This window comes from Duganella lactea (assembly GCF_009857505.1).
In the GTDB taxonomy this organism is placed as follows: Bacteria; Pseudomonadota; Gammaproteobacteria; order Burkholderiales; family Burkholderiaceae_D; genus Rugamonas; species Rugamonas lactea.
In genome coordinates this window covers 1-19,933 of the sequence record NZ_WWCP01000001.1, presented here as the reverse complement: position 1 = coordinate 19,933, position 19,933 = coordinate 1, and the positions used below count along the sequence as shown (strand labels likewise).

The following is a 19,933-nucleotide window of genomic DNA, read 5'->3' as shown; positions in this document are numbered from 1 at the left end:
ATGGACGGCATCTTCACCGCCTTTGCCGTGCTGCTGTTCGCGGCCGTGATCCTGATGATCGAGGGCGCCTGGCTGTGGTGGTCCGGCGCGCATGGCGGCGCGGCGAGGCGCATCGCCAAGCGGCTGCACATGATGGCGGCCTCCGGCCAGGGCGGCATCGAGCGGGTGGACATTCTCAAGCGCCGCAGCTACAGCGGCAATCCGCGGCTGGAAAAGCAGCTGCGCCGCATCGGCCGGCTGGCCGCGCTGGACCGCTTGCTGATGCAGGCCGGCGTGCGCTGGTCGGTGGCGCAGTTTCTCGGCTGTTCGCTGATGCTGATGATTGCCGGCCTGGCGCTACCGCCGATGTTCGGCATGCCGCTGCCGCCTGCCATCGGCGTGCTGGCGCTGGCCGCGGCCTTGCCGTGGCTGGCGTTGCTGCGCGTCCGCGCCGCGCGTCTGCGCAAGCTGGAGGAGCAGTTGCCGGAAGCGGCCGACTTCCTCGGTCGCGCGCTACGTGCCGGCCATTCCTTCGCCAACGTGATACAGATGGTGGGCGAGGAGATGCCCGAGCCTATCGCCGGCGAATTCAAATTCGCCTACGAGGAAGTCAATTACGGCGTGCCGATGAACGAAGCCCTGCACAACCTGGCGCTGCGCGTGCCGTTGACTGATTTGCGCTATCTGGTGATCGCGGTGCTGATCCAGCGTGAATCGGGCGGCAATCTGGCCGAGGTGTTCGGCAATATCAGCCGCCTGATACGCGCGCGGCTCCGGTTGTTGTCGCAGGTGCGGGTGATGTCGGCCGAAGGCCGCATGTCCGCCTGGGTGCTTTGCCTGCTGCCGCTGGGCGTGATGGCGGTGATGGTGGCGGCCAATCCGATTTATGTGCGGGTGCTGTGGACCGACCCGATCGGCGTCCAGTTGATGTGGTATGCGCTGGCCGTGGCGGCGGGCGGCGTGCTGTGGATGCGCAAGGTCATACGCATCCGCGTTTGAACGGAGGACTGCATGGGTGGATCACAGATCATATTTCTGGCCATTGTGTTTCTGGTGGCCGCCGGCATTGCGGTGGCGGCGCTGCTGGTATTTTCGCCGGTGGCGCTGCGCGAGCGGCTGACCGACGTAATAGAAACCACCGACGTGGCGCCCGATCCTGTGGGCGCCGGCTGGGTGGAAAAGGTGGCGCAGGCGGCGCTGCCGTTCTCGCGCCTGTCCTTGCCGGAGCAGGGCTGGGAAAGATCGCCGTTGCGCACGCGCTTCATGAATGCCGGCTGGCGCGGCGCGTCGGCGCCGTCGCTGTACTTCGCCACCAAGACGCTGTTGGCGCTTGGGTTGCCCGCCATCGTGGCGCTGGGCGGCGCACTGACGTTGAACATACCGCAGAAGGGCTTCATGTCGGTGCTGTTGCTGGTGGCGGCGATCGGCTATTATCTGCCCAACGCGGTCCTGTCGCACCGGGCCGCCGCGCGCAGCCAGGAGATCTTCGAGAACTTCCCGGATGCGCTCGACCTGCTCACCGTTTGTGTGGAAGCTGGCCTGAGCCTGGAGCGTGCGCTGGCCAAGGTGGCGGGCGAGATCCACATCAAGAGCATGACCTTGGCGCAGGAACTGCAACTGGTGCTGATGGAGATGCGCGCCGGCTTTACCAAGGAACGCGCACTGCGCAACCTGGCGCTGCGCAGCGGCGTGGAGGATGTTGACACGCTGGTGGCGATGCTGATTCAGTCGGAGCGCTTCGGTACCAGCATGGGCGATTCGCTGCGCATCCATTCCGAGAACCTGCGCGGCAAGCGCAGCGTGCTGGCCGAGGAGGCCGCCGCCAAAATCGCCTTGAAGCTGCTGTTCCCGCTGATCTTCTGCATCTTCCCCACGCTGATGCTGGTGCTGATCGGCCCCGCCGCCATCCAGGTCTACCGCATGATGCAACCTCACTAGGAAGCGACGATGAACAAGACATTCATCACCAGCTGCATGCTGCTGGCCGCATGCGGCGGCGTTCAGGTGCAGACCGATACGATCACGCCGCTGGAGCAATTGTGCGTGCGTGATCCGCTCAATGCCGACAACTGGGAGCGGCTGGCGGCGGCGCTGGTCGTGGCCGGCGAGCGTGAGCGCGCGGCCACCATGTATCTGCAAGCCGCCTCGTTGCGTGCGCATGATGTGCGGCAGGACTACGCGGTGCTGCAGCAGGCGCGCGACGAAGCCGTCGCCGATATGCCGCGCACGCAGGTGCGCCGTCTCGGCCCGGCGCTGGTGGAAGTGCTGCGCAGCGACGCCGCCGACCAGACAGTCACACCAACCGCGCCGGCGGCGGTGCGGCTGGAGATCAGCAACGGCAACGGTATCTCCGGCGCCGCCGCGCGGCTGGCGCGTTCATTGGCGCTGGATGGATTGCAGACCGTGCGCTTGTCCAACATGCGGCCGTTCGTGGTGCCGCGGGGCCGCATCGAATATGTGCGCGGGCAGCGTGAGACGGCGCAGGCATTGGCCCGGCGCCTGCACATGCCGCTGCAACAAGCCAGTGGCGGCACGCCGTATGCAGACATGCGCATCGTACTCGGTCACGATGTGCGCCACCTCAAATAAAAAAACCGTCCGAAAGGAGTTGTCTCCTTTTGGACGGTAAAAAACACACCCATGTGTTTACGATAGCCCGGCCGCGTGGGCCGGAGCGTTCCTTACTGCCAGCTCACGCTGCCCATGCCGCGCGCGCTGGCGTTACGATTGGTCGGGTTGCCGTACACCTTGGCCGAACCCATACCGGTTAATTTCAGACTGGCGCTGGTTTTGGCGTACACCGTCGCGCTACCCAGGCCGCTCATTCTGATGTCGATGTTCTCGGCGCGCAGCTGCTCCGCATCCAGGCTGCCCACGCCGCCAAGGCTGGCGTTCAGTTGTTTGGCCTTGCCGATCATCTCGATCAGGCCGGCGCCGTTCAGCTGCAGGTCGACGTTGTCGCTGCTGCCGCCGTTGATGGTCATGCCACCGACGCCGCCGAGACGCGCATCGATATTTCGGTACTGCGCATCGACCTTTACCGAGCCCGCGCCTTCCAGCGCCAGGCGCAGATTGTCGCCGCTAAAGCCGCTGATATCGGCGGAACCGACGCCGCCGGAAGTGAGCATGCGCAGATTCGGCAGCGTCAGTTCGGCGCGCAGTTCGCGCTTGTTACCGAAGTGGATGGTGTTCATCTTGGCGGTGCCGATGTGCAGCGTTTCGCCGCTCTGTTCCACCACCACTTTTTTAACGGCATCCGGTTCGCCGTAAATCGTCAGCGAGGCAGTCGCGCCTTGCTTTACTTTGAGACTGATCACACCATCCAGCTCGATCTTGACGGCGCGCGCATCCACGCTGCGGCTCTCGCTGATTACCTCGGCGGCCTGCGCGGCGTGTGCGCCGCTGCCCAGTACCGCCGCCAGCATCGCGGCCTTCAGATATTTTTTCATGCTGCGCTCCGTGTTGATCGGGTGGGAATTACAAGGCGGCTTTTTCAGCGGCGGTCAGGCGCTTGGCGGTGACCGTCACGCTTGGAATGTTGACCGAATCGGCCTTCACCGAGATCACTGGCGGGTTGACCGCGGCGGTGGCGAACGAGGTGGCGCTGACGACGACAACAGCGGCGGCGAAGATGATTTCCATGTTTTTAGCGATGTTCATTTTAAGCTCCTTGGGGTGGTTAGTTCGTTGTGTTGAGTGAACTATAGACAAGGGCTATCCGGCCAGCCACCGGCATGTGACGAACTGCGAAAAACGGGGGGCAGAATGCGTTTTAAGGGTGTGAAGCCGCGCCGCACAACAGCTGTTCGTTGGCGGCGTAGGCCTGGGACAGCCAGGCGGAGACGGTTTTGAAACGGGCGATGCCACCGGCGTCGCGATGGCTGAGCAGCCAGATATCGCGCTGCACTTCCACTGTGGCGCCGATGCGGTGCAGCCCTTCCTGCCGGCCCAGGAGGCACGGCAGCAGCGCCATGCCGACGCCGGCGCGGGCGGCGCGCACCATCGTGCTCAGGCTGTTCACCTTGAGTACTTTGCGCGGCGACGGCTGCATCGCCGCCAGCCATTGCATTTCGCCGGTGCCGGCCAACGCGTCGTCATAGGCGATCCACGGTTGCGTGCCCCAGCAAGCGCGCGGCGTGCCGGCGAATTTTTCGTGGCCGTAGACGGCGAAGCCCAGGTCGCCCAGCTTGCGCATGACCAGCGCGGCGTCGTCGCTGGGTTTGCCCAGGCGCAGCGCGAAGTCGGCTTCGCGGCGGGTGAAGGAGAGATTCTGGTTTTCCGCCTGCAAGGTCAGTTGCAGATGGGGATGCTGGGCGTGCAGCGCGGGGACGTGCTCCAGCAGCCAATAGTCGAACAGGAAATCGATCGAGGTCAGGTTGACCGGGCCGGCGTTGGCGTCGGCCTCCTGCGACGAGGCTTGCAGCATGCTCTGCACATTGCCGTAGACCGCCTCGCCATGCTCGACGAAGACCTGGCCGGCGTCGGTCAGCCGGTAGCCGGTGTTATCGCGGATGAACAGGCGCAGCTTCAGCGCCTTCTCGGCGGCGGCGATGCGGCGGCTGATGGTCGAGGCGTCGACGCCCAACTGGCGGCCGGTGGCGCTCATGCTGCCGCTGCGGGCGAGCGCGAGGATCAGCGGAATGTCGTTCCAGTCGAAGTCGGTGCTAGTTGGCATCAGGGGGTCTGCATTTTTGCAAAGTGGGCTTGCAGCGTTGTCTGTTCCACAAACGTTTTGCGCGGCCTAAGATGCACTCCATCGCAGCTGCAGAACGCAATGACTGTAGCACAACCACTGCATATCCATACATAGACTAAAAGGAAGAAGATCATGAACGCAACCGTCAACCTGTCCCGCCGCAACGCATTCTTCAGCTCTGTCGGCGCCGCCGCCGCCGTGGCGCTGCCGCTGGCCGCCATGGGCACCGCCGCCGAAGCGCAAGCCGCCACCACCGGCCCGGTGACCAAGACCGCGAGCGCCATCACCACCCGCGACGGCGTTGAGATCTACTACAAAGACTGGGGCCCGCGTGGCGGTCAACCGGTGATCCTGAGCCACGGCTGGCCGCTGAACGCGGATAGCTGGGAATCGGCGGCGTTCTTCCTGGCCAATAACGGCTTCCGCGTCATCACCCACGACCGCCGCGGCCATGGCCGTTCGAGCCAGCCTTGGGATGGCAACGACATGGATCACTACGCCGACGACCTGGCGCAACTGATCGAAGCGCTGAATCTGAAGAACATCATCCTGGCAGGCTTCTCGACCGGCGGCGGCGAGGTGGCGCGCTACGTTGGCCGGCACGGCACCCAGCGCATCGCCAAGCTGGGCCTGATCTCCGCCGTGCCACCATTGATGCTGAAGACCGCCGACAATCCGGACGGCCTGCCGCTGGAAGTGTTCGATGGCATCCGCGCCGCCTCGGTCAAAGACCGTGCGCAGCTGTATTTGGACCTCGCCTCGGGGCCGTTCTACAACTACAACCGTGCGGGCGCCAAGCCATCGCAAGGCATCATCCAGGCCTGGTATGCGCAAGGCATGCAGGGCGGCTTCAAGAATACTTACGACTCGATCAAAGCCTTCTCGGAGACCGACTTCCGCGAAGATCTGAAAAAGTTCGACAAGCCGACCTTGATCATCCACGGCGATGATGATCAAATCGTGCCGATCAAAGCCGCCGGCATCGCCTCGGCCAAGATCGTCAAGGGTTCGCAGCTGATCGTCTACCCAGGCGCGCCGCACGGCCTGACCGATACACACAAAGAAAAGTTCCACAACGACTTCCTGGCCTTCGCCAAGTCGTAATGCGCAGAAGCCCTGCCCACGAGGCGGGGCTTTTTCCGTGCCGACAGTCATCTTGTTTCTCGATTAAGAATAATGATTAGGCAAGCTTGTCCGTTCAGCCGTTATACTCGCGGCATGAAACATTGGATTATTTTATTGTTACTGGCCTGCAGCGGCGCGCAGGCGGCGCCATGCACAGCGGTGCGCGTCGGCTATGCGGACCGCGAGCGCGTGCCCTACTACATGGGCAACGGCGCCGAAGTGCCGGCCAAGCCCGGCGTGCTGGTGGAGTTGTTCCGCGACGCCTTCCGCAGCGTCGGCTGTCCTGTCGAGCTGGTGCGACTGCCGATGGCGCGCGTGCGTCTGGCGCTGACCAGCGGCGCGATCGACATCGCCCCCGCCGAAACGCCGGTCGACCAACAGACCGGCTACCTGATCGCCACCACCCCTAGCGGCGAGCCCGACCATCGTCGCGCGTTGCGGACGATGGCGTATGTGTTCGTGCGGTCGGAGGATCATCTGCCTGCCGATACCGATCCGGCGCGTTACTTCAAGACGCATGCCCTGGCGGTTAACCAGGGCACGAACCTGGCCTTGCATCTGAAGGCCGCCGGTCTGCAAGTTGACGACGGCAGCTTCAGCTCGTGGAACAATCTGGACAAACTGCGGCTCAGGCGGGTGGACGGCTTCAGCCTGTCACTGATGACGCCGTCCGCGCTGGACCCCTACATCGTCCAACGCTACGGCCAGCAGGTAACCCGGCTGAACAAACCGGTGCGTGTCGCATCGATGTGGCTGGGCGCCAACCGCAACTACTACCAGCGCAACCGCGAGCAGGTGGAAGCGGTGTGGAACTGGATCGGCGCGCATGGCGCGCTGCAGCTGGAGGCGCTGTCGAAGAGGTATGCCGGCAGTCCTTGAGACAGCGGCGGGCCGAATGCCTGCTGGAGGATATCCTAATACGACAAAGGGCTACAGGCGAATGCACTGTAACCCTTTGATTTTTTTGGTGCCGACTGCCGGTTTCGAACTGGCCACCTGATGATTACAAATCAACTGCTCTACCAAATGAGCTAAGTCGGCGTAACTTTTACGGTGCGAATTATACGCTATTTAATTCGCGTAAGGGTGGGGCGGCCGCCCTTTTTGGGCGGGTCGGTGTCGTCGCCGGACGGCGCTGCGGCGTCGGTTTTGGCGTCGGCGGCGGCCGGTGGGACGGCGGCCAGCGCCGGTGCGGCCGGGGCGTTGTCCACCGCATCGGGCGTCGGCGCGGCGGCCTCGCCGATCTGCGGCTCGAACGCCATGCCCTGGCCGTTTTCGTTGGCGTAGATCGCCATCACGTTGTTGACCGGGATGTAGATTTCGCGCGAGACGCCGCCAAAGCGGGCGTGGAAGCGAATGCTGTCGTTGTCCATCTTCAGGCCCGAGGTGGCGCCGAAGCTGATGTTGAGCACGATTTCGCCCTTTTTCACGTATTCCATCGGCACCGTGGTGCCGGCGTCGACCTTGACGGCGAGGTAGGGGGTGTAGCCGCTGTCCGTGCACCACTCGTAGATGGCGCGCAGCAGGTAGGGCTTGGTTGAGATTTCAGGCATGGGATTCCAGACGGCGGTGAAACACGGCGCGCCGCCGGCGCAGGGCCGGCAAACGCGCCGTCATACTTCGACTAAACAGCCAGCGTCCGCTTAACGGCGCATGACCTTTTCCGACGGCGTCAGCGCTTCGATGTAGGCCGGACGCGAGAAGATGCGCTCCGCGTACTTCATCAGCGGCGCGGCGGTCTTCGACAGTTCGATGCCGTAGTGGTCCAGACGCCACAGCAGCGGCGCGACGGCCACGTCCAGCATCGAGAACTCGTCGCCGAGCATGTATTTGTTTTTCAGGAACAGCGGCGCCAGCGTGGTCAGGCGATCGCGGATTTCGGCGCGGGCCTTGTCGTGGCTCTTGTCGTTGCCTTTGGCGCGCTCGCTTTCCAGCGTGTGCACGTGGACGAACAGTTCCTTCTCGAAGTTGAACAGCATCAGGCGGGCGCGGGCGCGCATCAGCGGGTCGGCCGGCATCAGTTGCGGGTGCGGGAAGCGTTCGTCGATGTACTCGTTGATGATGTTCGATTCGTACAGGATCAGCTCGCGCTCGACCAGAATCGGCACCTGACCATACGGATTCATGGTCGAGATATCTTCTGGTTTGTTGAACAGGTCGACATCGCGCACTTCGAAGTCCATGCCTTTTTCAAACAGGACCAGGCGGCAGCGTTGCGAAAATGGGCAGGTCGTGCCCGAGTAGAGAACCATCATGTTTATCGTTCCTTAGAAGAACAAAAGGGGGTGGGCCGCGAACGGATCACCCCATATCGGCCCGTCAATGCGGGCTTCGCAAAACAAGCGCCGTACCAGCCGGCGCTCTCGTCTATTTCACTTCTTTCCAGAACGACGCGTTCAAGCGCCATGCCAGGAAGGCGAACACAGCCATGAATAACACGACTATGGCGCCCAGTTTTTTGCGGGTCTGCGCAGCAGGCTCCGCCATCCACTCCATGTAGCCGACCAGGTCGGCCACGGCGGTGTCAAACGCCAATTTATCTAGTTTACCCGGAGTGACCTGCTCAAATCCAGCAAACTGATGCATCATTTTGCCATGCTCGTGCGGATCGGGCACGTCGCGCATGACCACTTTCTGTACGCCCTGCAACTCCCACAGCACATGTGGCATTGCCACATTGTTAACGACCATATTGTTCCAGCCGGTCGGGCGGGTGTCGTCCTTGTAGAAGGTGCGCAGATAGGTGTACAGGTAGTCGCTGCCGCTGCCGGCGCCAGACGCTTTCGCGCGCTGGATCACCGACAGGTCCGGCGGCACCACGCCGAACCAGGCTTTCGCATCGCTTGGTTTCATGCTGGTGGTCATCATTTCGCCGACCTTCTCACCGGTAAACAGCAAATTGGCCTTGATCTGCTCCTCGCTCAAGCCCAGGTCTTTCAGGCGGTTGTAGCGCATGGAAGACGCATTATGACAGTTTAAGCAGTAATTGACGAACAGTTTGGCGCCGTGCTGCAGCGCCGCCATGTTGTTGGAGCGGTCCGGCGCCTTGTCGAGGGCGATGCCGCCCTCGTTTGCCAAGGCCAGACCGGGCAACAGTGCCAAAATGGCAAGCACGCGTTTCGGGAATTTCATGGGGTGTCCTTTATATACTTTAGCGATCAGTGACCTTGGTAGACCACGCGGTCCGGAACCTTCTTGAACGTGCCGGCGGCGCTCCACCAAGGCATGAACAGGAAGAAACTAAAGTACAGCAGGGTGCACACTTGCGACACCAGGGTACGGCCGTCGGTCGGCGCCAGCGTGCCCAGGTAGCCCAGCGTCAGGAACGACAGGAAAAACACGGCGTACACGTATTTGTGCCAGGTGGGACGATAGCGGATCGACTTGACCGGCGACTTGTCCAGCCATGGCAGGAAGGCCAGGATCACCACCGAGCCGCCGAAGAACACCACGCCCCAGAATTTGGCGTCGAGGATCTGCGGCAGCATGCCGATGATGGCCACCAGCGCGATCACGGCGATGGCGATCTTGGTGGTGCGCGCCAGGCGCGATTTGAGCCAGACGAACACCACGTAGGCGGCGACAAAGCACATCAGCACCCACATGAAGTCGGCGGTGGTGGCGCGCAGCACCGAGTAGAAGGCGGTGAAGTACCAGGTCGGCGCGATGTGCAGCGGGGTCTTCAGCGAGTCGCCCGGCAGGAAGTTGTTGTACTCCAGGAAGTAGCCGCCCATTTCCGGCGCGAAGAACACCACCGTGCTGAAGATCAGCAGGAAGATCGAGACGCCGAACAGGTCGTGCACGGTGTAATACGGGTGCGACGGGATCGAGTCGACCGGATGGCCGTCCGGGCCCAGGTTTTCCTTCACTTCAATGCCGTCCGGATTGCTTGAACCGACTTCGTGCAGCGCGATCAGGTGCGCCGCCACCAGGCCCAGCAGCACCAGCGGGATGGCGATCACGTGGAAGGCGAAGAAGCGGTTCAGCGTGGCGTCGGACACCACGTAGTCGCCGCGGATCCACAGCGACAGGTCGGGGCCGATCAGCGGAATGGCGCCGAACAGGTTGACGATCACCTGCGCGCCCCAGTACGACATCTGGCCCCACGGCAGCAGATAGCCGAAGAAGGCCTCGGCCATCAGGCACAGGAAGATGGCGAAGCCGAACAGCCAGATCAGCTCGCGCGGCTTGCGGTACGAGCCGTACAGCAGGCCGCGGGTCATGTGCAGGTAGACGATGATGAAGAAGGCCGAGGCGCCGGTCGAGTGCATATAGCGCACCAGCCAGCCCCACGGCACTTCGCGCATGATGTATTCGACCGAGGCGAACGCCAGGCTGGCATCCGGCTTGTAGTGCATGGTCAGGAAGATGCCGGTGACGATCTGCAGCACCAGCACCAGCATCGCCAGCGAGCCGAAGATGTACCAGAAGTTGAAGTTTTTCGGGGCGTAGTATTTGCCCCACTGGTCGTTCCACAGCTTGGTCAGCGGGAAGCGGTCGTCGACCCAGCCCAGCGCCTTTTGCGCGGCCGGCGCGTCGTCCGGGAATTTGGTCTCCTTGAAAGCGCCCATGTTATGCCTCGCCTTTCTCGTCTTTACCGATGACCAGTTTGGTGTCGCTCAAAAACATATAGCGCGGCACCTGCAGGTTGTCCGGCGCCGGCTTGTTTTTAAAGACCCGGCCGGCCATGTCGAAGGTCGAGCCATGGCACGGGCACAGGAAGCCGCCTTCCCAGTCGTCCGGCAGCGACGGCTGCGGACCGGGGGTGAACTTCGACGAGGGCGAACAGCCGAGGTGCGTGCAGATGCCGACCGCGACCAGGATTTCCGGCTTGCGCGAGCGCCATTCGTTGCGGGCGTATTCGGGGGTGAATTCTTCGGGGTTGCGTTTGGAGTCGGCGTCGGCCACCTTGCCGTCGGTCTTCTTCAGCGACGCGATCATGTCCGGCGTGCGCTTGATGATCCAGACCGGTTTGCCGCGCCACTCGACGGTGGTCATTTCGCCGGCGTTGAGCGTGGAGATATCCACTTCGACCGGTGCGCCGGCCGCTTTCGCGCGCTCCGACGGCTGGAAGGTACTTACCAATGCGCCGGCGGTGGCCAAGCCTACCACGCCGCCCGCCGCGCCGGTCGCGACCAATATGCCGCGACGGCCCGAATCGACCTGCTTTTCGTTACTCATACAAACCCCAATCAGTCAAAGTGCGAACAAAATCTCGAGAACTGTGTACCAACCTGAATGCTGAAAACTTGATCAAGAACGAAACCGAGCCACCTTACCTTATAAGGTATGCACGATGCAACTCCTTACACCAACGTTGCCCGATTCCCAATTTATCCAGGTTTACACCGTTCCCGGTGCGATGATAGGTGCTGGGGCCGTGCGCAGAAATTGATGTAGGTCAATTTATAGCGTAATTCGGCTTGTAAATGCGTAAACAGCAAGGGTGTTTGGAATCCAATTGAAAAAATAGTATGATCCAAGCGCGGTTTTGTTCACAATTGACCACACTGGCGAGGATAATATTATGGCAATGATGCAGGAATTTAAAGAATTCGCGATGAAGGGCAATGTGGTCGATCTGGCGGTCGGTGTGATCATCGGCGGCGCCTTCGGCAAGATCGTCGACTCGCTGGTGGCCGACATCATCATGCCGCCGATCGGCAAGCTGTTTGGCGGGCTGGACTTCGCCAACTACTACATCGCCTTGAACGGCCAGGCCGCCAATCTGAGCCTGGCGGAGGCAAAGAAACTGGGCGCCGTGTTCGCTTACGGGAATTTTGCTACGATCTTGCTCAATTTCATTATTCTGGCGTTCGTGATCTTCCAGATGGTGCGGCTGATGAACAAGGCGCGCTCGCTGGGCCTGAAGCAGGACGCGGCGGCGGCCGCCGCCGCGCCGCCAGCGCCCACGCCGGAAGATATTGTGCTGTTGCGTGAAATTCGCGATTCCCTGAAAAAATAACTGATAGAAGCCGCCCTCCGAGGCGGCGTGCTGGACTGCTATGCGACGACTCTGGTTATTGTTTGCGCAAACGGTGACCGTCGTATTGGCACTGTATTTCGTCTACAAGGCAACGGGCCTGGAGCGCCCGGCGCCGGTGCGCGTGCAGCAAATGGGCAGCACCGACCATCCGGCGGCGATGCTGGAGGCCGGGCCGGCCAAGCCACCGGTGACGGCCGGCGGCTCGTACCGGGCGGCGGCGGCGCGCGCCATGCCGGCGGTGGTCAACATCATCACCAGCAAGAAGCCGCGGCGCGGCAAGCATCCGCTGCTGCGCGATCCCTTCTTTAAAAAATTCTTCGGCGAGCGCGAGGACAGCGACGACGACGAGTCCAGCCTGGGCTCGGGCGTGATCGTCTCGGCGCAGGGCTATATCCTGACCAACAACCACGTGGTGGAGGCGGCCGACGAGATCGAGGTGGTGCTGACCGACGGCCGCAAGGCCGCCGCCAAGCTGGTCGGCACCGACCCGGAAACCGATCTGGCGGTGATCAAGATCAGCATGGAGAAGCTGCCGGTGATCGTGCTTGGCCAGGCCGAGCAGGCGCAGGTGGGGGACGTGGTGCTGGCCATCGGCAATCCGTTCGGCGTCGGCCAGACGGTGACCATGGGCATCATCTCTGCGCTGGGGCGCAACAACCTGCACATCAACCATTTCGAGAACTTCATCCAGACCGACGCCGCCATCAACTTCGGCAACTCGGGCGGCGCGCTGGTCGACGTCAGCGGCAACCTGCTGGGCATCAACTCGGCGATTTACTCGCAGAGCGGCGGCTCGGTCGGCATCGGCTTCGCCATTCCGGTCTCGACCGCCAAGAATGTGATGGAAGCCATCATCAAGACCGGCCATGTGGTGCGTGGCTGGATCGGCGTGGAAAGCCAGGAGATCACGCCCGAGCTGGCGGCCAGCTTCCGCCTGCCGCGCCAGAGCGGCGCCATCATCGCCGGCGTGGTGCGCCACGGCCCGGCCGACAAGGGCGGCATCAAGCCGGGCGACATTCTGCTGACGGTGGACGGCAAGCCGGTGGCCGACACCAACAGCATGCTGAATCTGATCGCCCAGCTGACGCCGGGTGAAAAAGCTAAAATGACGATCTTGCGTAAAAACCAGGAAACCACGCTGGACGTCACGGTCGGCAAGCGGCCGGCCAACCCGAAATAAGGAACCCCATGCATCTGCGCGACCTGACCCAATACCTGCGTGAGCTGGAAGAGAACAACAACCGGCCCTGGTTCATCATGAACAAGCCGCGCTACGACATCCTGCGCGAGGAATTCCTGCAGGTGGTGACGGACATGATCGCCGAGCTGGGCAAGTTCGATGCGCAGGTCAAGTTCAGCAATCCGAAGAAGGCCATGTTCCGCATCAACCGCGACGTGCGTTTCGCGCATGACAAGCGGCCATACAAGACGCGTTTCTCGGCGGCGGTGGCGCCGAACGACATGCGCCGCCCGAGCAAGGCCGGCGGCCCGACCTACTATATGCAGATCGACGGCAGCGGCAAGCTGCTGTTCGGCGCCGGCGAATACATGCCGCCGCCGCACCGGCTGAAAGCGCTGCGCCAGCACATGGTCGACGACGCGGCCGGCTTCCGCAAGGTACTCAAGAACAAGAAACTGGTGGCCACCTATGGCGACATCCAGAACGAAGGCAAGCTGATGCGTCCGCCGAAGGGGTTCGATCCGGAGCACGAGCACATCGAGTACATCAAGCTGAAGAGCTTCTTCGTCTGGACCGAGATCGCCGTGCCGCTGAACCAGCCGGAAAAGCTGGTGCCGATGCTGGCCGCCGGCCTCAAGGACGCCTACCCGCTGGTGCAGTGGATGCGCGAGGCCAAATCGGACGAGCACCAGGAATAAGTCGCCGGCGTTGCCAAATCTGTCATAAAATGCCGGTTTCGTTGCTTTAAAGAATTGCTAATGAAATCCAGGTTGATGATCGCGGCGGTCGTGGCCGCGCTGGCGGCCGGCGGCGCGTATATGGCGCTGCGCGGCCAGCCCTCCGAGGCGCCCGCCGCCGCTGCCGCGGCGCCGGCGTTGCAGCCCGAATTGCAGGCGCTGCTGGCCAATTACCGCAAGATCATCGTGCTGCTGGCCGACGAGAAGACACTCAACGACAGCGAGCGCAAGGCCGCCAACCAGGTCGGCCAGTCCTTGTTCCATGAAAATCTGGCGCGCCTGGCGCGCATCCAGCCGCTGCTGGCGCAGACGCAGGCGCTGCCGCCGGCCCAGCGCGACGCGGCCGACGATGCGCTGCTGTCGTATATCGAATCCGCGCCGGACCTGTACGATGCCGACCGGCTGGCGTTCCGCGAAGTGCTGCTGGCGCTGCAAAAGCTGGCCGCCGCCGATCAGACGCTGCCGGCCATCAAGCTGCACAAGCGCGTCAGCGAGGATCTGGCGGCGCTGGAGGATATCGAGAAGCAATACGACAAGGAAATCAGCGATATCTTCTCGCGCTTCGAGGCGCGCGCCATCACGCCCAAGCGCGAGAAATGGGACGACTACGTCGCCCATCTGCGCAAGCTGTACAGCCGTGAGCAGATCATGAAGGATTACGGCGTCATCGTGCCGTACCCGGAGCCGCCGGCCGCCGCGCCGGCCAAGGAAACCTTCGGCTATTCGCTGCCGCCGAAAACCGTGGTGCTGACCTTTGACGACGGTCCGCATGGCAGTTATACCGAAGAAATCGCCGCCATCCTCAAGCAATACAATGTGCCGGGGGTGTTCTTTGAAGTCGGGCAGAACGTCAGCCGCTACCAGGGCGAGAGCAAGCGCCTGATCGACGCCGGCCACGCCGTCGGCAACCACAGCTACAGCCACGCGCTGCTGTCGAAGCAGAGCGGCGACAAGCTGTACGGCGAAATCGCCGACGCCGACACCGCGCTGAAGGCGGCCGATGCGCGCCGCTCGCCGCTGTTCCGCTTCCCTTACGGCGCGCGCAACGCCGAGGGCATGGCCGTGCTGTCCAAGCTGGGCCTGCGCTCGGTGATGTGGAATGTCGACTCGATGGACTGGGCCGATCCGGTGCCGAGCTCGATCGCCAACCGTGTGCTGACCACGCTGAGCAAGGAGCAGCGCGGCATCATCCTGTTCCACGACATTCACGACCGCAGCGTCAAGGCGCTGCCGATGGTGCTGGACAAGCTGATCGCCGACGGCTACAGCTTCGCCGGCTGGGACGGCCAGGATTTCAACGTGCCGAAAGGTGCGCCGCAACCCGAGCCGGAGAAGATCGCCGTCAGCACCGGCTACGCCAACAGCTATGCGGTGGTGATCGGCATCAACGATTACCAGAAGTGGCCGAAGCTGCGCTACGCCGTGCAGGATGCCAAAGCGATCCGCGAAACGCTGGTGGGCAAGTTCGGCTTCGACAGCGCGCGCGTGTTCACGCTGACCAACGGCGAGGCGACCCGCAACAACATGCTGGCGGTATTCCACGACAAGCTGGCCGAGGCCAAGCTGAAGAAGGACGACCGCATCTTCGTGTTCTTTGCCGGGCACGGCGCCACGCGCCAGCTATCGTCCGGGCGCAATCTCGGCTATATCATCCCGGCCGACTCCGATCCGCAGCAAGTCAGCGTCGACGCCATTCCGATGACCGATTTGCAGAACATCGCCGAAAGCCTCAACGCCAAGCATGTGTTGTTCGTGATGGATGCCTGCTACAGCGGCCTGGGGCTGACGCGCGGCGGCGGCGGCAACGCCTTCCTGCGCGACAACGCGCGCCGCATCGGCCGGCAGATGCTGACCGCCGGCGGCGCCGACCAGATGGTGGCCGATGGCGGCCCGGGCGGCCACTCGGTGTTCACCTGGACCCTGCTGCAGGCGCTGAACGGCAAGGCCGACCTCAACGGTGACGGCCTGATCACCGCCACCGAACTGGCCGCGTATGTGGCGCCGGCGGTGGCCAGCGTATCGCAACAGACGCCGGCGTTCGGCAGCCTGCCGGGCTCGGAGGGGGGCGAATTCGTCTTCCAGCTGCCGGCCGAAGCGGAGTTCCTCAGCGCGCAATCGGCGCAACTGCCGGCCGACGCCATCGCCCTGAACAGCAAGCTCGACACCGGCCGCAGCCAGCAAGCCGACGGCAACACGGTGACCATCAAAAACCTGCAGGGCGGCGAGCAGAAGATCGCCGCGCCGCAGCCGGTGGACGCCTCGGCGCGCCAACTGGCGCAGCGTGCCAACGACAAGGGGCTGCAACTGTACAAGGAGAAGCAATACGCGCAGGCGGAGGCGGCGTTCACCGAAGCGTTGAAATACCGGCCCGACTTCGGGTTGGCGGCCAACAACCTCGGCTTCGTCTACTACAAGCAGGAAAAGTACGCCGAAGCGGCGCGCTGGTTTGAAAACACGGTGCAGATCGACGCCTCGCGCGCCATCGCGTATTTAAATCTCGGCGACGCCCGCATGAAGCTGGCCGACGCCGACAAGGCCAGGCAAGCCTACGCCAGCTTCCTCGCGCTGGCGCCCAACCACCCCAGCGCCGCCTACGCCCGCGAACAGCTGAAGAAACTCTAGGCGGTAAAACCCGGTGTCAGACCTGACACCGGGGTTCCAATCGTAGTCCATCTGGCGGGCGGTGCGCTCGGCCAGGGCGCGGCCCGCCAGGCGCGCGACCAGGTGCAGCGACATGTCGATGCCGGCCGAGATGCCCGCCGAGGTCACGATCTGGCCGTGGTCGATCCAGCGGCGCTCGCCTTCCACGCGCACTTGCGGCCAGCCGGCGCGCAGCGCGTCCAGATCTTCCCAATGGGTGGTGGCGCTCAGCCCGTCGAGCAGGCCGGCTTCGGCCAGCAGCATGGCACCGGTGCAGACCGAGGCGACCAGCTCGCACTCACGCGCCATGCCGGCGATCCAGTCGATGACTTCGGCACGCGCCAGCTCGGCCGTCACGACGCCGCCTGGAATGATCAGTACGTCCACCGGAGCGCAGTCGGTAAACGTGGTCTCGGGATGCACGGCCAGGCCGGCGCGGGCACGCACCGCCGCACGGCTGGCGCCGATGGTGCGCACCGCGAACGGCGCGTCGCCCGCCACCCGCGCGGCGCAGGTGAAGACCTCGTAGGGACCGGCGAAGTCCAACACCTCTACCTGATCGAATACATAGATGCCGACGCTGCGTGTCATGGCTTGCCTCCTGATGGGAATGGCTGTCATCGTGCCATGCCGGCGATTGACACATATGCCATCCATGGTGGAATATCTGCCAGATGCCACCCATCGATCTCTGGCTGCTGGTCTATCCGGGCTTTCTGCTGCTGGACGCCAGCGGCCCCGCCCAGGTGTTTTCTTCCGCGAACGACGAGGCGCGCGCCGCCGGCTTGCCCGAACCTTATCGGATTCATATGCTGTCCGCCGACGGCGGCCCGGTCGTGTCCAGCGCCGGCGTGACGCTGCTGACCGCGCCGCTGCCATCGCCGTCCGCGCTGGCCGGGGCGACGCTGATCGTGTCCGGCGGGCGCGGCCTGGAATGCGGCGCCAGCCCGGCCCTGGCGCCGGAGCTGGTCGGCTGGGTGCGGCAGGCGGCCGCCCACGCCGGCCGCTGCTGCTCGGTGTGCACCGGCGCCTTCGTGCTGGCGCGCGCCGGCCTGCTGGATGGCCGCCGCGCCGTCACCCATTGGCTGGACGCCGCCGCGCTGCAGGCCCAGCATCCCGCGATCACGGTGCAGGACGACGCCATCTATATTAGAGACGGCGCGCTGTACACCTCGGCCGGCATCGCCGCCGGCATGGACCTGGCGCTGGCGCTGGTGGAGGAGGACCGCGGCCGCGCCGCCGGCCTGGCGGTGGCCAAACGGCTGGTGGTGTTCTTCAAGCGCCCCGGCGGGCAGCGCCAGTTCAGCTCGGAACTGCTGGCCCAGGCCGCGCCGCAGGGCTGGCACGGCCAGTTGACCGCGTGGCTGCGCCCGCGCCTGGCGCAGCAGCTCGATGTCGAGCAGATGGCGGCGGCGCTGGCGACCTCGGTGCGCACGCTGCACCGCCGGCTGCGACAGGAGGCCGGCATGTCGCCGGCGCAGTTATTGCTGCGCCTGCGGATGGAGGCGGCCTGCGCGCTGCTGGAGCGGCCCGGCATGACGGTCAAGCGCGCCGCCCGCCAGAGCGGCTTCGGCAGCGAGTACAATCTGCGGCGCGCGTTTGCCGCGCAGCTGGGCGTCGCGCCCAGTGACTATCAATCGCGTTTTGGATGAGGCCGATGCGGGAACTGGAAAAATGGCTGGCCCGGGTGTTGTTGCTCAATAGCGGGCTGGCGCTGGCCGTCAGCCTCGGCTTGTTGGGCCAGGCGCCGCCGGCGCGCATGGCGACGTTCGGCGTCGCGCTGCTCGGTTTTCTGGCGGCGCTGCTGTCGCTCAGGCGCCACCGCGCTGGCGCGTGGGGCGGCATGCTGTATTACCTGCCACAAGTGCTGAGTTTCCACCGCTTCGACGGTGGCTGGCAGTTCAGTCTGCAGGCTGGCGTCAGCCTCGGCGTGTCGCTGCGTGTCGCCGAGGGCGTCCTCGTGGTGAATCTGCTGGCGTTGGTCTTGCTGGCGGTGACCGCCGTCGTCTGCTACCGGCGCGCGCGCCAGCCCGCGACCGCGTCCTGACCGGCGGCGTCATACTGCGGTCATCTGCAAGCCTCATCATGTCTTGAGGAAATATTGCGCCCCGACTCCTATTTAAAAAGTAATTTCAAATCAACATTGCTTTTTGCAGTATTGATAAAACGCAGATTTGCCCGTCAAGCCTGTATTCATGCGGCTTTCGGGCTCGAAATATTGACCGAAAATCAGGTTGCGGCGGTGATACAGTGGCGTTAAAAAATTCCTTTGGGAAATTAATTTCAGCTATACTTGCGCTCTGTTTGTGTGCTTTTTGTTGCTCACAGGCAGTGTGAGAGGACTGGAAGCAGGGCATTGCACCAGTAGAGTTTTAATTTCTCATAGTAAACAAGTTTACTTAATGAAACCCTGGCGGCGGTCGCTTATTCACCAAGCACCTCGTCATGGCGGTGGTGTGCATCATCTCAGTGCATTGGTGGCAGGGCGCGTAAGCGCTAACAAGTTTCGTAACTTTAGATTCCTAAAGTAAACGAATCCGTTGTCGTTAAGAATTGAACATAGTCAGTTGCAGTCGTGTTAATCGAAAAATAATAGCGGATCGGGATGCCGGCCGCGAGCGCAAACCTGGGGTGGTCCCGTTGGTTGCGTTGCCCAAAGACAGAATTCAGCAGTACCCCTCAGGAGAGTAAAAATGAGCCTCGTCACCAGTTTTTCCACCGCCCAGATAGCAGCCCTGTCCACCAATACGATCGCTGCTCTGGCGACAGAGGATGTCGCAGGTCTCAACTCGGATCAATTCGCCGCCCTTACCACGACGCAATTCAGCGTGCTCACCTCGCGTCAGATCGCGGTGATCACCACCACCCAATTGTCACTGGGCCTGACCACCAACCAGGTTGCGGCCTTGAGCACGCTGCAGACCGGCGCGCTGTCGTCGACTCAGGTGGGGGCGTTGACGACCAATGCCCTGGTCGCGCTGAACACGGTTGATTTTGCTGCACTGAAAACCGCGGCTATGGCCGGACTGAACAGCGACCAGATCAAAGTGCTGAGCACCGACCAGATCGTCGCGCTGACCACCACGCAAGCCGGCTCGCTGGGCAGCGACCAGACGCAGAGCCTCACCACCAACCAGATCGTGAGCCTGCAGTCGGCCGACGCGGCCGCGCTGAAGACCTCGGTGATCGCCGCGCTGAGCAGCAACCAGGTCCACGCGCTGACCACCGAAAACATCGCCGGCTTGAAGAGCGCACAGTTCGCCGCGATGACCTCGGACCAGCTGGCCGGCCTGAGCACCGACCAGATCGTCGCCATGGGTTCGGCGCAGTTCAGCGGCTGGAACTCGTCGCAGTTCAACGCACTGTCGACCAACAATATCGCGGCGATTGAAACCCGCGACCTCGTCGGCCTGAAAACCAGCATCATCGCCACGCTGAGCAGCGACCAGTTCAAGGTGCTGACCACCGACCAGGTACAAGCGCTGACCAGCGGCCAGTTCGCCGCCATCAGCACCGACAACCTGAACGCGCTGAGCACCAACCAGATCGTCGCGATCGGCACCAACCAGGCCGCCGCGCTGACCAGCGCC

Annotated in this window: 19 protein-coding genes, 1 tRNA gene and 2 pseudogenes; 12 read left to right on the top strand and 10 right to left on the bottom strand. The window is 63.3% G+C overall.

What is annotated here, in order from left to right:
* The 3 genes from GTP44_RS00110 to GTP44_RS00100 are packed head-to-tail and all read left to right on the top strand — an operon-like array spanning position 1 to position 2,568.
* On the top strand, positions 1-978 hold the full coding sequence (locus GTP44_RS00110; RefSeq protein WP_161017837.1) for a type II secretion system F family protein: 978 nt from the start codon (positions 1-3) through the stop codon (positions 976-978).
* Between the two features lie 12 nt (positions 979-990).
* Entirely contained in the window at positions 991-1,917 is a 927-nt protein-coding gene (locus GTP44_RS00105; protein WP_161017836.1) for a type II secretion system F family protein, read from the top strand.
* 9 nt (positions 1,918-1,926) lie between these two features.
* The gene (locus tag GTP44_RS00100; protein WP_161017835.1) at positions 1,927-2,568 is read left to right on the top strand and encodes a LytR C-terminal domain-containing protein; all 642 of its coding nucleotides are present in this window, start codon (positions 1,927-1,929) and stop codon (positions 2,566-2,568) included.
* A 92-nt stretch (positions 2,569-2,660) separates the two neighbouring features.
* Here the strand turns inward: GTP44_RS00100 and GTP44_RS00095 are convergent, their stop codons facing one another.
* From GTP44_RS00095 to GTP44_RS00085, 3 genes are all read right to left on the bottom strand, one after another.
* Positions 2,661-3,428 carry a head GIN domain-containing protein gene (locus GTP44_RS00095; protein WP_160988541.1) on the bottom strand — a complete coding sequence of 256 codons (768 nt, stop codon included), beginning with the start codon at positions 3,426-3,428 and terminating at the stop codon, positions 2,661-2,663.
* A 28-nt stretch (positions 3,429-3,456) separates the two neighbouring features.
* A complete protein-coding gene (locus GTP44_RS00090; RefSeq protein WP_161017834.1) occupies positions 3,457-3,639 on the bottom strand; it encodes a hypothetical protein in 183 nt (60 codons plus the stop codon).
* A gap of 112 nt (positions 3,640-3,751) precedes the next feature.
* Positions 3,752-4,654: a LysR family transcriptional regulator gene (locus GTP44_RS00085; RefSeq protein WP_161017833.1), complete on the bottom strand. Its 903-nt coding sequence runs from the start codon at positions 4,652-4,654 to the stop codon at positions 3,752-3,754.
* 153 nt (positions 4,655-4,807) lie between these two features.
* Here GTP44_RS00085 and GTP44_RS00080 point away from each other — a divergent pair, with 153 nt between their 5' ends.
* Together GTP44_RS00080 and GTP44_RS00075 are read left to right on the top strand one after the other, a co-directional pair.
* Positions 4,808-5,779, top strand: coding sequence for an alpha/beta fold hydrolase (locus GTP44_RS00080; protein ID WP_161017832.1), 972 nt, complete (start codon positions 4,808-4,810; stop codon positions 5,777-5,779).
* Between the two features lie 135 nt (positions 5,780-5,914).
* Positions 5,915-6,679, top strand: a complete 765-nt coding sequence (locus GTP44_RS00075; RefSeq protein WP_161017831.1) for a hypothetical protein — start codon at positions 5,915-5,917, stop codon at positions 6,677-6,679.
* An 86-nt stretch (positions 6,680-6,765) separates the two neighbouring features.
* On the opposite strand, the gene GTP44_RS00070 is transcribed toward GTP44_RS00075, so the two are convergent.
* From GTP44_RS00070 to petA, 6 genes are all read right to left on the bottom strand, one after another.
* A tRNA-Thr gene (locus GTP44_RS00070) sits at positions 6,766-6,841 on the bottom strand.
* A 26-nt stretch (positions 6,842-6,867) separates the two neighbouring features.
* Complete coding sequence (locus tag GTP44_RS00065; protein WP_161017830.1) at positions 6,868-7,353, bottom strand: ClpXP protease specificity-enhancing factor; 486 nt, start codon at positions 7,351-7,353, stop codon at positions 6,868-6,870.
* Positions 7,354-7,443: 90 nt separating this feature from the next.
* Positions 7,444-8,055 (bottom strand): glutathione S-transferase N-terminal domain-containing protein, encoded by a 612-nt coding sequence (locus GTP44_RS00060; protein ID WP_072788101.1) that lies wholly within the window; start codon positions 8,053-8,055, stop codon positions 7,444-7,446.
* Between the two features lie 112 nt (positions 8,056-8,167).
* A complete protein-coding gene (locus GTP44_RS00055; protein WP_160988548.1) occupies positions 8,168-8,932 on the bottom strand; it encodes a cytochrome c1 in 765 nt (254 codons plus the stop codon).
* A 26-nt stretch (positions 8,933-8,958) separates the two neighbouring features.
* Entirely contained in the window at positions 8,959-10,371 is a 1,413-nt protein-coding gene (locus GTP44_RS00050; protein ID WP_161017829.1) for a cytochrome b, read from the bottom strand.
* A 1-nt stretch (position 10,372) separates the two neighbouring features.
* A complete protein-coding gene (gene petA, locus GTP44_RS00045) occupies positions 10,373-10,981 on the bottom strand; it encodes a ubiquinol-cytochrome c reductase iron-sulfur subunit (RefSeq protein WP_160988550.1) in 609 nt (202 codons plus the stop codon).
* A gap of 346 nt (positions 10,982-11,327) precedes the next feature.
* Between petA and mscL the strand changes: the two genes are divergently transcribed.
* From mscL to GTP44_RS00025, 4 genes are read left to right on the top strand one after another with little or no spacing between them, the layout of a single operon-like run.
* Positions 11,328-11,765 carry a large conductance mechanosensitive channel protein MscL gene (gene mscL / locus GTP44_RS00040; RefSeq protein WP_160988551.1) on the top strand — a complete coding sequence of 146 codons (438 nt, stop codon included), beginning with the start codon at positions 11,328-11,330 and terminating at the stop codon, positions 11,763-11,765.
* Between the two features lie 40 nt (positions 11,766-11,805).
* Positions 11,806-12,966: a Do family serine endopeptidase gene (locus GTP44_RS00035; protein ID WP_160988552.1), complete on the top strand. Its 1,161-nt coding sequence runs from the start codon at positions 11,806-11,808 to the stop codon at positions 12,964-12,966.
* An 8-nt stretch (positions 12,967-12,974) separates the two neighbouring features.
* On the top strand, positions 12,975-13,664 hold the full coding sequence (locus GTP44_RS00030; protein WP_161017828.1) for a DUF2461 domain-containing protein: 690 nt from the start codon (positions 12,975-12,977) through the stop codon (positions 13,662-13,664).
* A gap of 60 nt (positions 13,665-13,724) precedes the next feature.
* Complete coding sequence (locus GTP44_RS00025) at positions 13,725-16,325, top strand: polysaccharide deacetylase family protein (RefSeq protein ID WP_161017827.1); 2,601 nt, start codon at positions 13,725-13,727, stop codon at positions 16,323-16,325.
* A 105-nt stretch (positions 16,326-16,430) separates the two neighbouring features.
* Here GTP44_RS00025 and GTP44_RS00020 read toward each other — a convergent pair.
* A pseudogene (locus tag GTP44_RS00020) lies at positions 16,431-16,934 on the bottom strand (DJ-1/PfpI family protein); the annotation flags it as partial.
* A gap of 83 nt (positions 16,935-17,017) precedes the next feature.
* On the opposite strand from GTP44_RS00020, the gene GTP44_RS00015 reads away from it, so the two are divergent.
* The 3 genes and pseudogenes from GTP44_RS00015 to GTP44_RS00005 all read left to right on the top strand — a co-directional run.
* On the top strand, positions 17,018-17,995 hold the full coding sequence (locus tag GTP44_RS00015) for a GlxA family transcriptional regulator (RefSeq protein WP_161017826.1): 978 nt from the start codon (positions 17,018-17,020) through the stop codon (positions 17,993-17,995).
* 5 nt (positions 17,996-18,000) lie between these two features.
* Positions 18,001-18,390 (top strand): hypothetical protein, encoded by a 390-nt coding sequence (locus tag GTP44_RS00010; RefSeq protein WP_161017825.1) that lies wholly within the window; start codon positions 18,001-18,003, stop codon positions 18,388-18,390.
* Positions 18,391-19,036: 646 nt separating this feature from the next.
* Positions 19,037-19,933: pseudogene (locus GTP44_RS00005) on the top strand (heme utilization protein); the annotation flags it as partial.

Coding starts and splice junctions, on each gene's coding strand:
- GTP44_RS00085 (WP_161017833.1), bottom strand. CDS start 4,654: ATGCCAACTAGCACCGACTTCGACTGGAACGACATTCCGCTGATCCTC.
- GTP44_RS00025 (WP_161017827.1), top strand. CDS start 13,725: ATGAAATCCAGGTTGATGATCGCGGCGGTCGTGGCCGCGCTGGCGGCC.
- GTP44_RS00010 (WP_161017825.1), top strand. CDS start 18,001: ATGCGGGAACTGGAAAAATGGCTGGCCCGGGTGTTGTTGCTCAATAGC.
- GTP44_RS00050 (WP_161017829.1), bottom strand. CDS start 10,371: ATGGGCGCTTTCAAGGAGACCAAATTCCCGGACGACGCGCCGGCCGCG.
- GTP44_RS00065 (WP_161017830.1), bottom strand. CDS start 7,353: ATGCCTGAAATCTCAACCAAGCCCTACCTGCTGCGCGCCATCTACGAG.
- GTP44_RS00055 (WP_160988548.1), bottom strand. CDS start 8,932: ATGAAATTCCCGAAACGCGTGCTTGCCATTTTGGCACTGTTGCCCGGT.
- GTP44_RS00035 (WP_160988552.1), top strand. CDS start 11,806: ATGCGACGACTCTGGTTATTGTTTGCGCAAACGGTGACCGTCGTATTG.
- GTP44_RS00100 (WP_161017835.1), top strand. CDS start 1,927: ATGAACAAGACATTCATCACCAGCTGCATGCTGCTGGCCGCATGCGGC.
- GTP44_RS00015 (WP_161017826.1), top strand. CDS start 17,018: ATGCCACCCATCGATCTCTGGCTGCTGGTCTATCCGGGCTTTCTGCTG.
- petA (WP_160988550.1), bottom strand. CDS start 10,981: ATGAGTAACGAAAAGCAGGTCGATTCGGGCCGTCGCGGCATATTGGTC.
- GTP44_RS00030 (WP_161017828.1), top strand. CDS start 12,975: ATGCATCTGCGCGACCTGACCCAATACCTGCGTGAGCTGGAAGAGAAC.
- GTP44_RS00095 (WP_160988541.1), bottom strand. CDS start 3,428: ATGAAAAAATATCTGAAGGCCGCGATGCTGGCGGCGGTACTGGGCAGC.
- GTP44_RS00110 (WP_161017837.1), top strand. CDS start 1: ATGGACGGCATCTTCACCGCCTTTGCCGTGCTGCTGTTCGCGGCCGTG.
- mscL (WP_160988551.1), top strand. CDS start 11,328: ATGGCAATGATGCAGGAATTTAAAGAATTCGCGATGAAGGGCAATGTG.
- GTP44_RS00090 (WP_161017834.1), bottom strand. CDS start 3,639: ATGAACATCGCTAAAAACATGGAAATCATCTTCGCCGCCGCTGTTGTC.
- GTP44_RS00060 (WP_072788101.1), bottom strand. CDS start 8,055: ATGATGGTTCTCTACTCGGGCACGACCTGCCCATTTTCGCAACGCTGC.
- GTP44_RS00080 (WP_161017832.1), top strand. CDS start 4,808: ATGAACGCAACCGTCAACCTGTCCCGCCGCAACGCATTCTTCAGCTCT.
- GTP44_RS00105 (WP_161017836.1), top strand. CDS start 991: ATGGGTGGATCACAGATCATATTTCTGGCCATTGTGTTTCTGGTGGCC.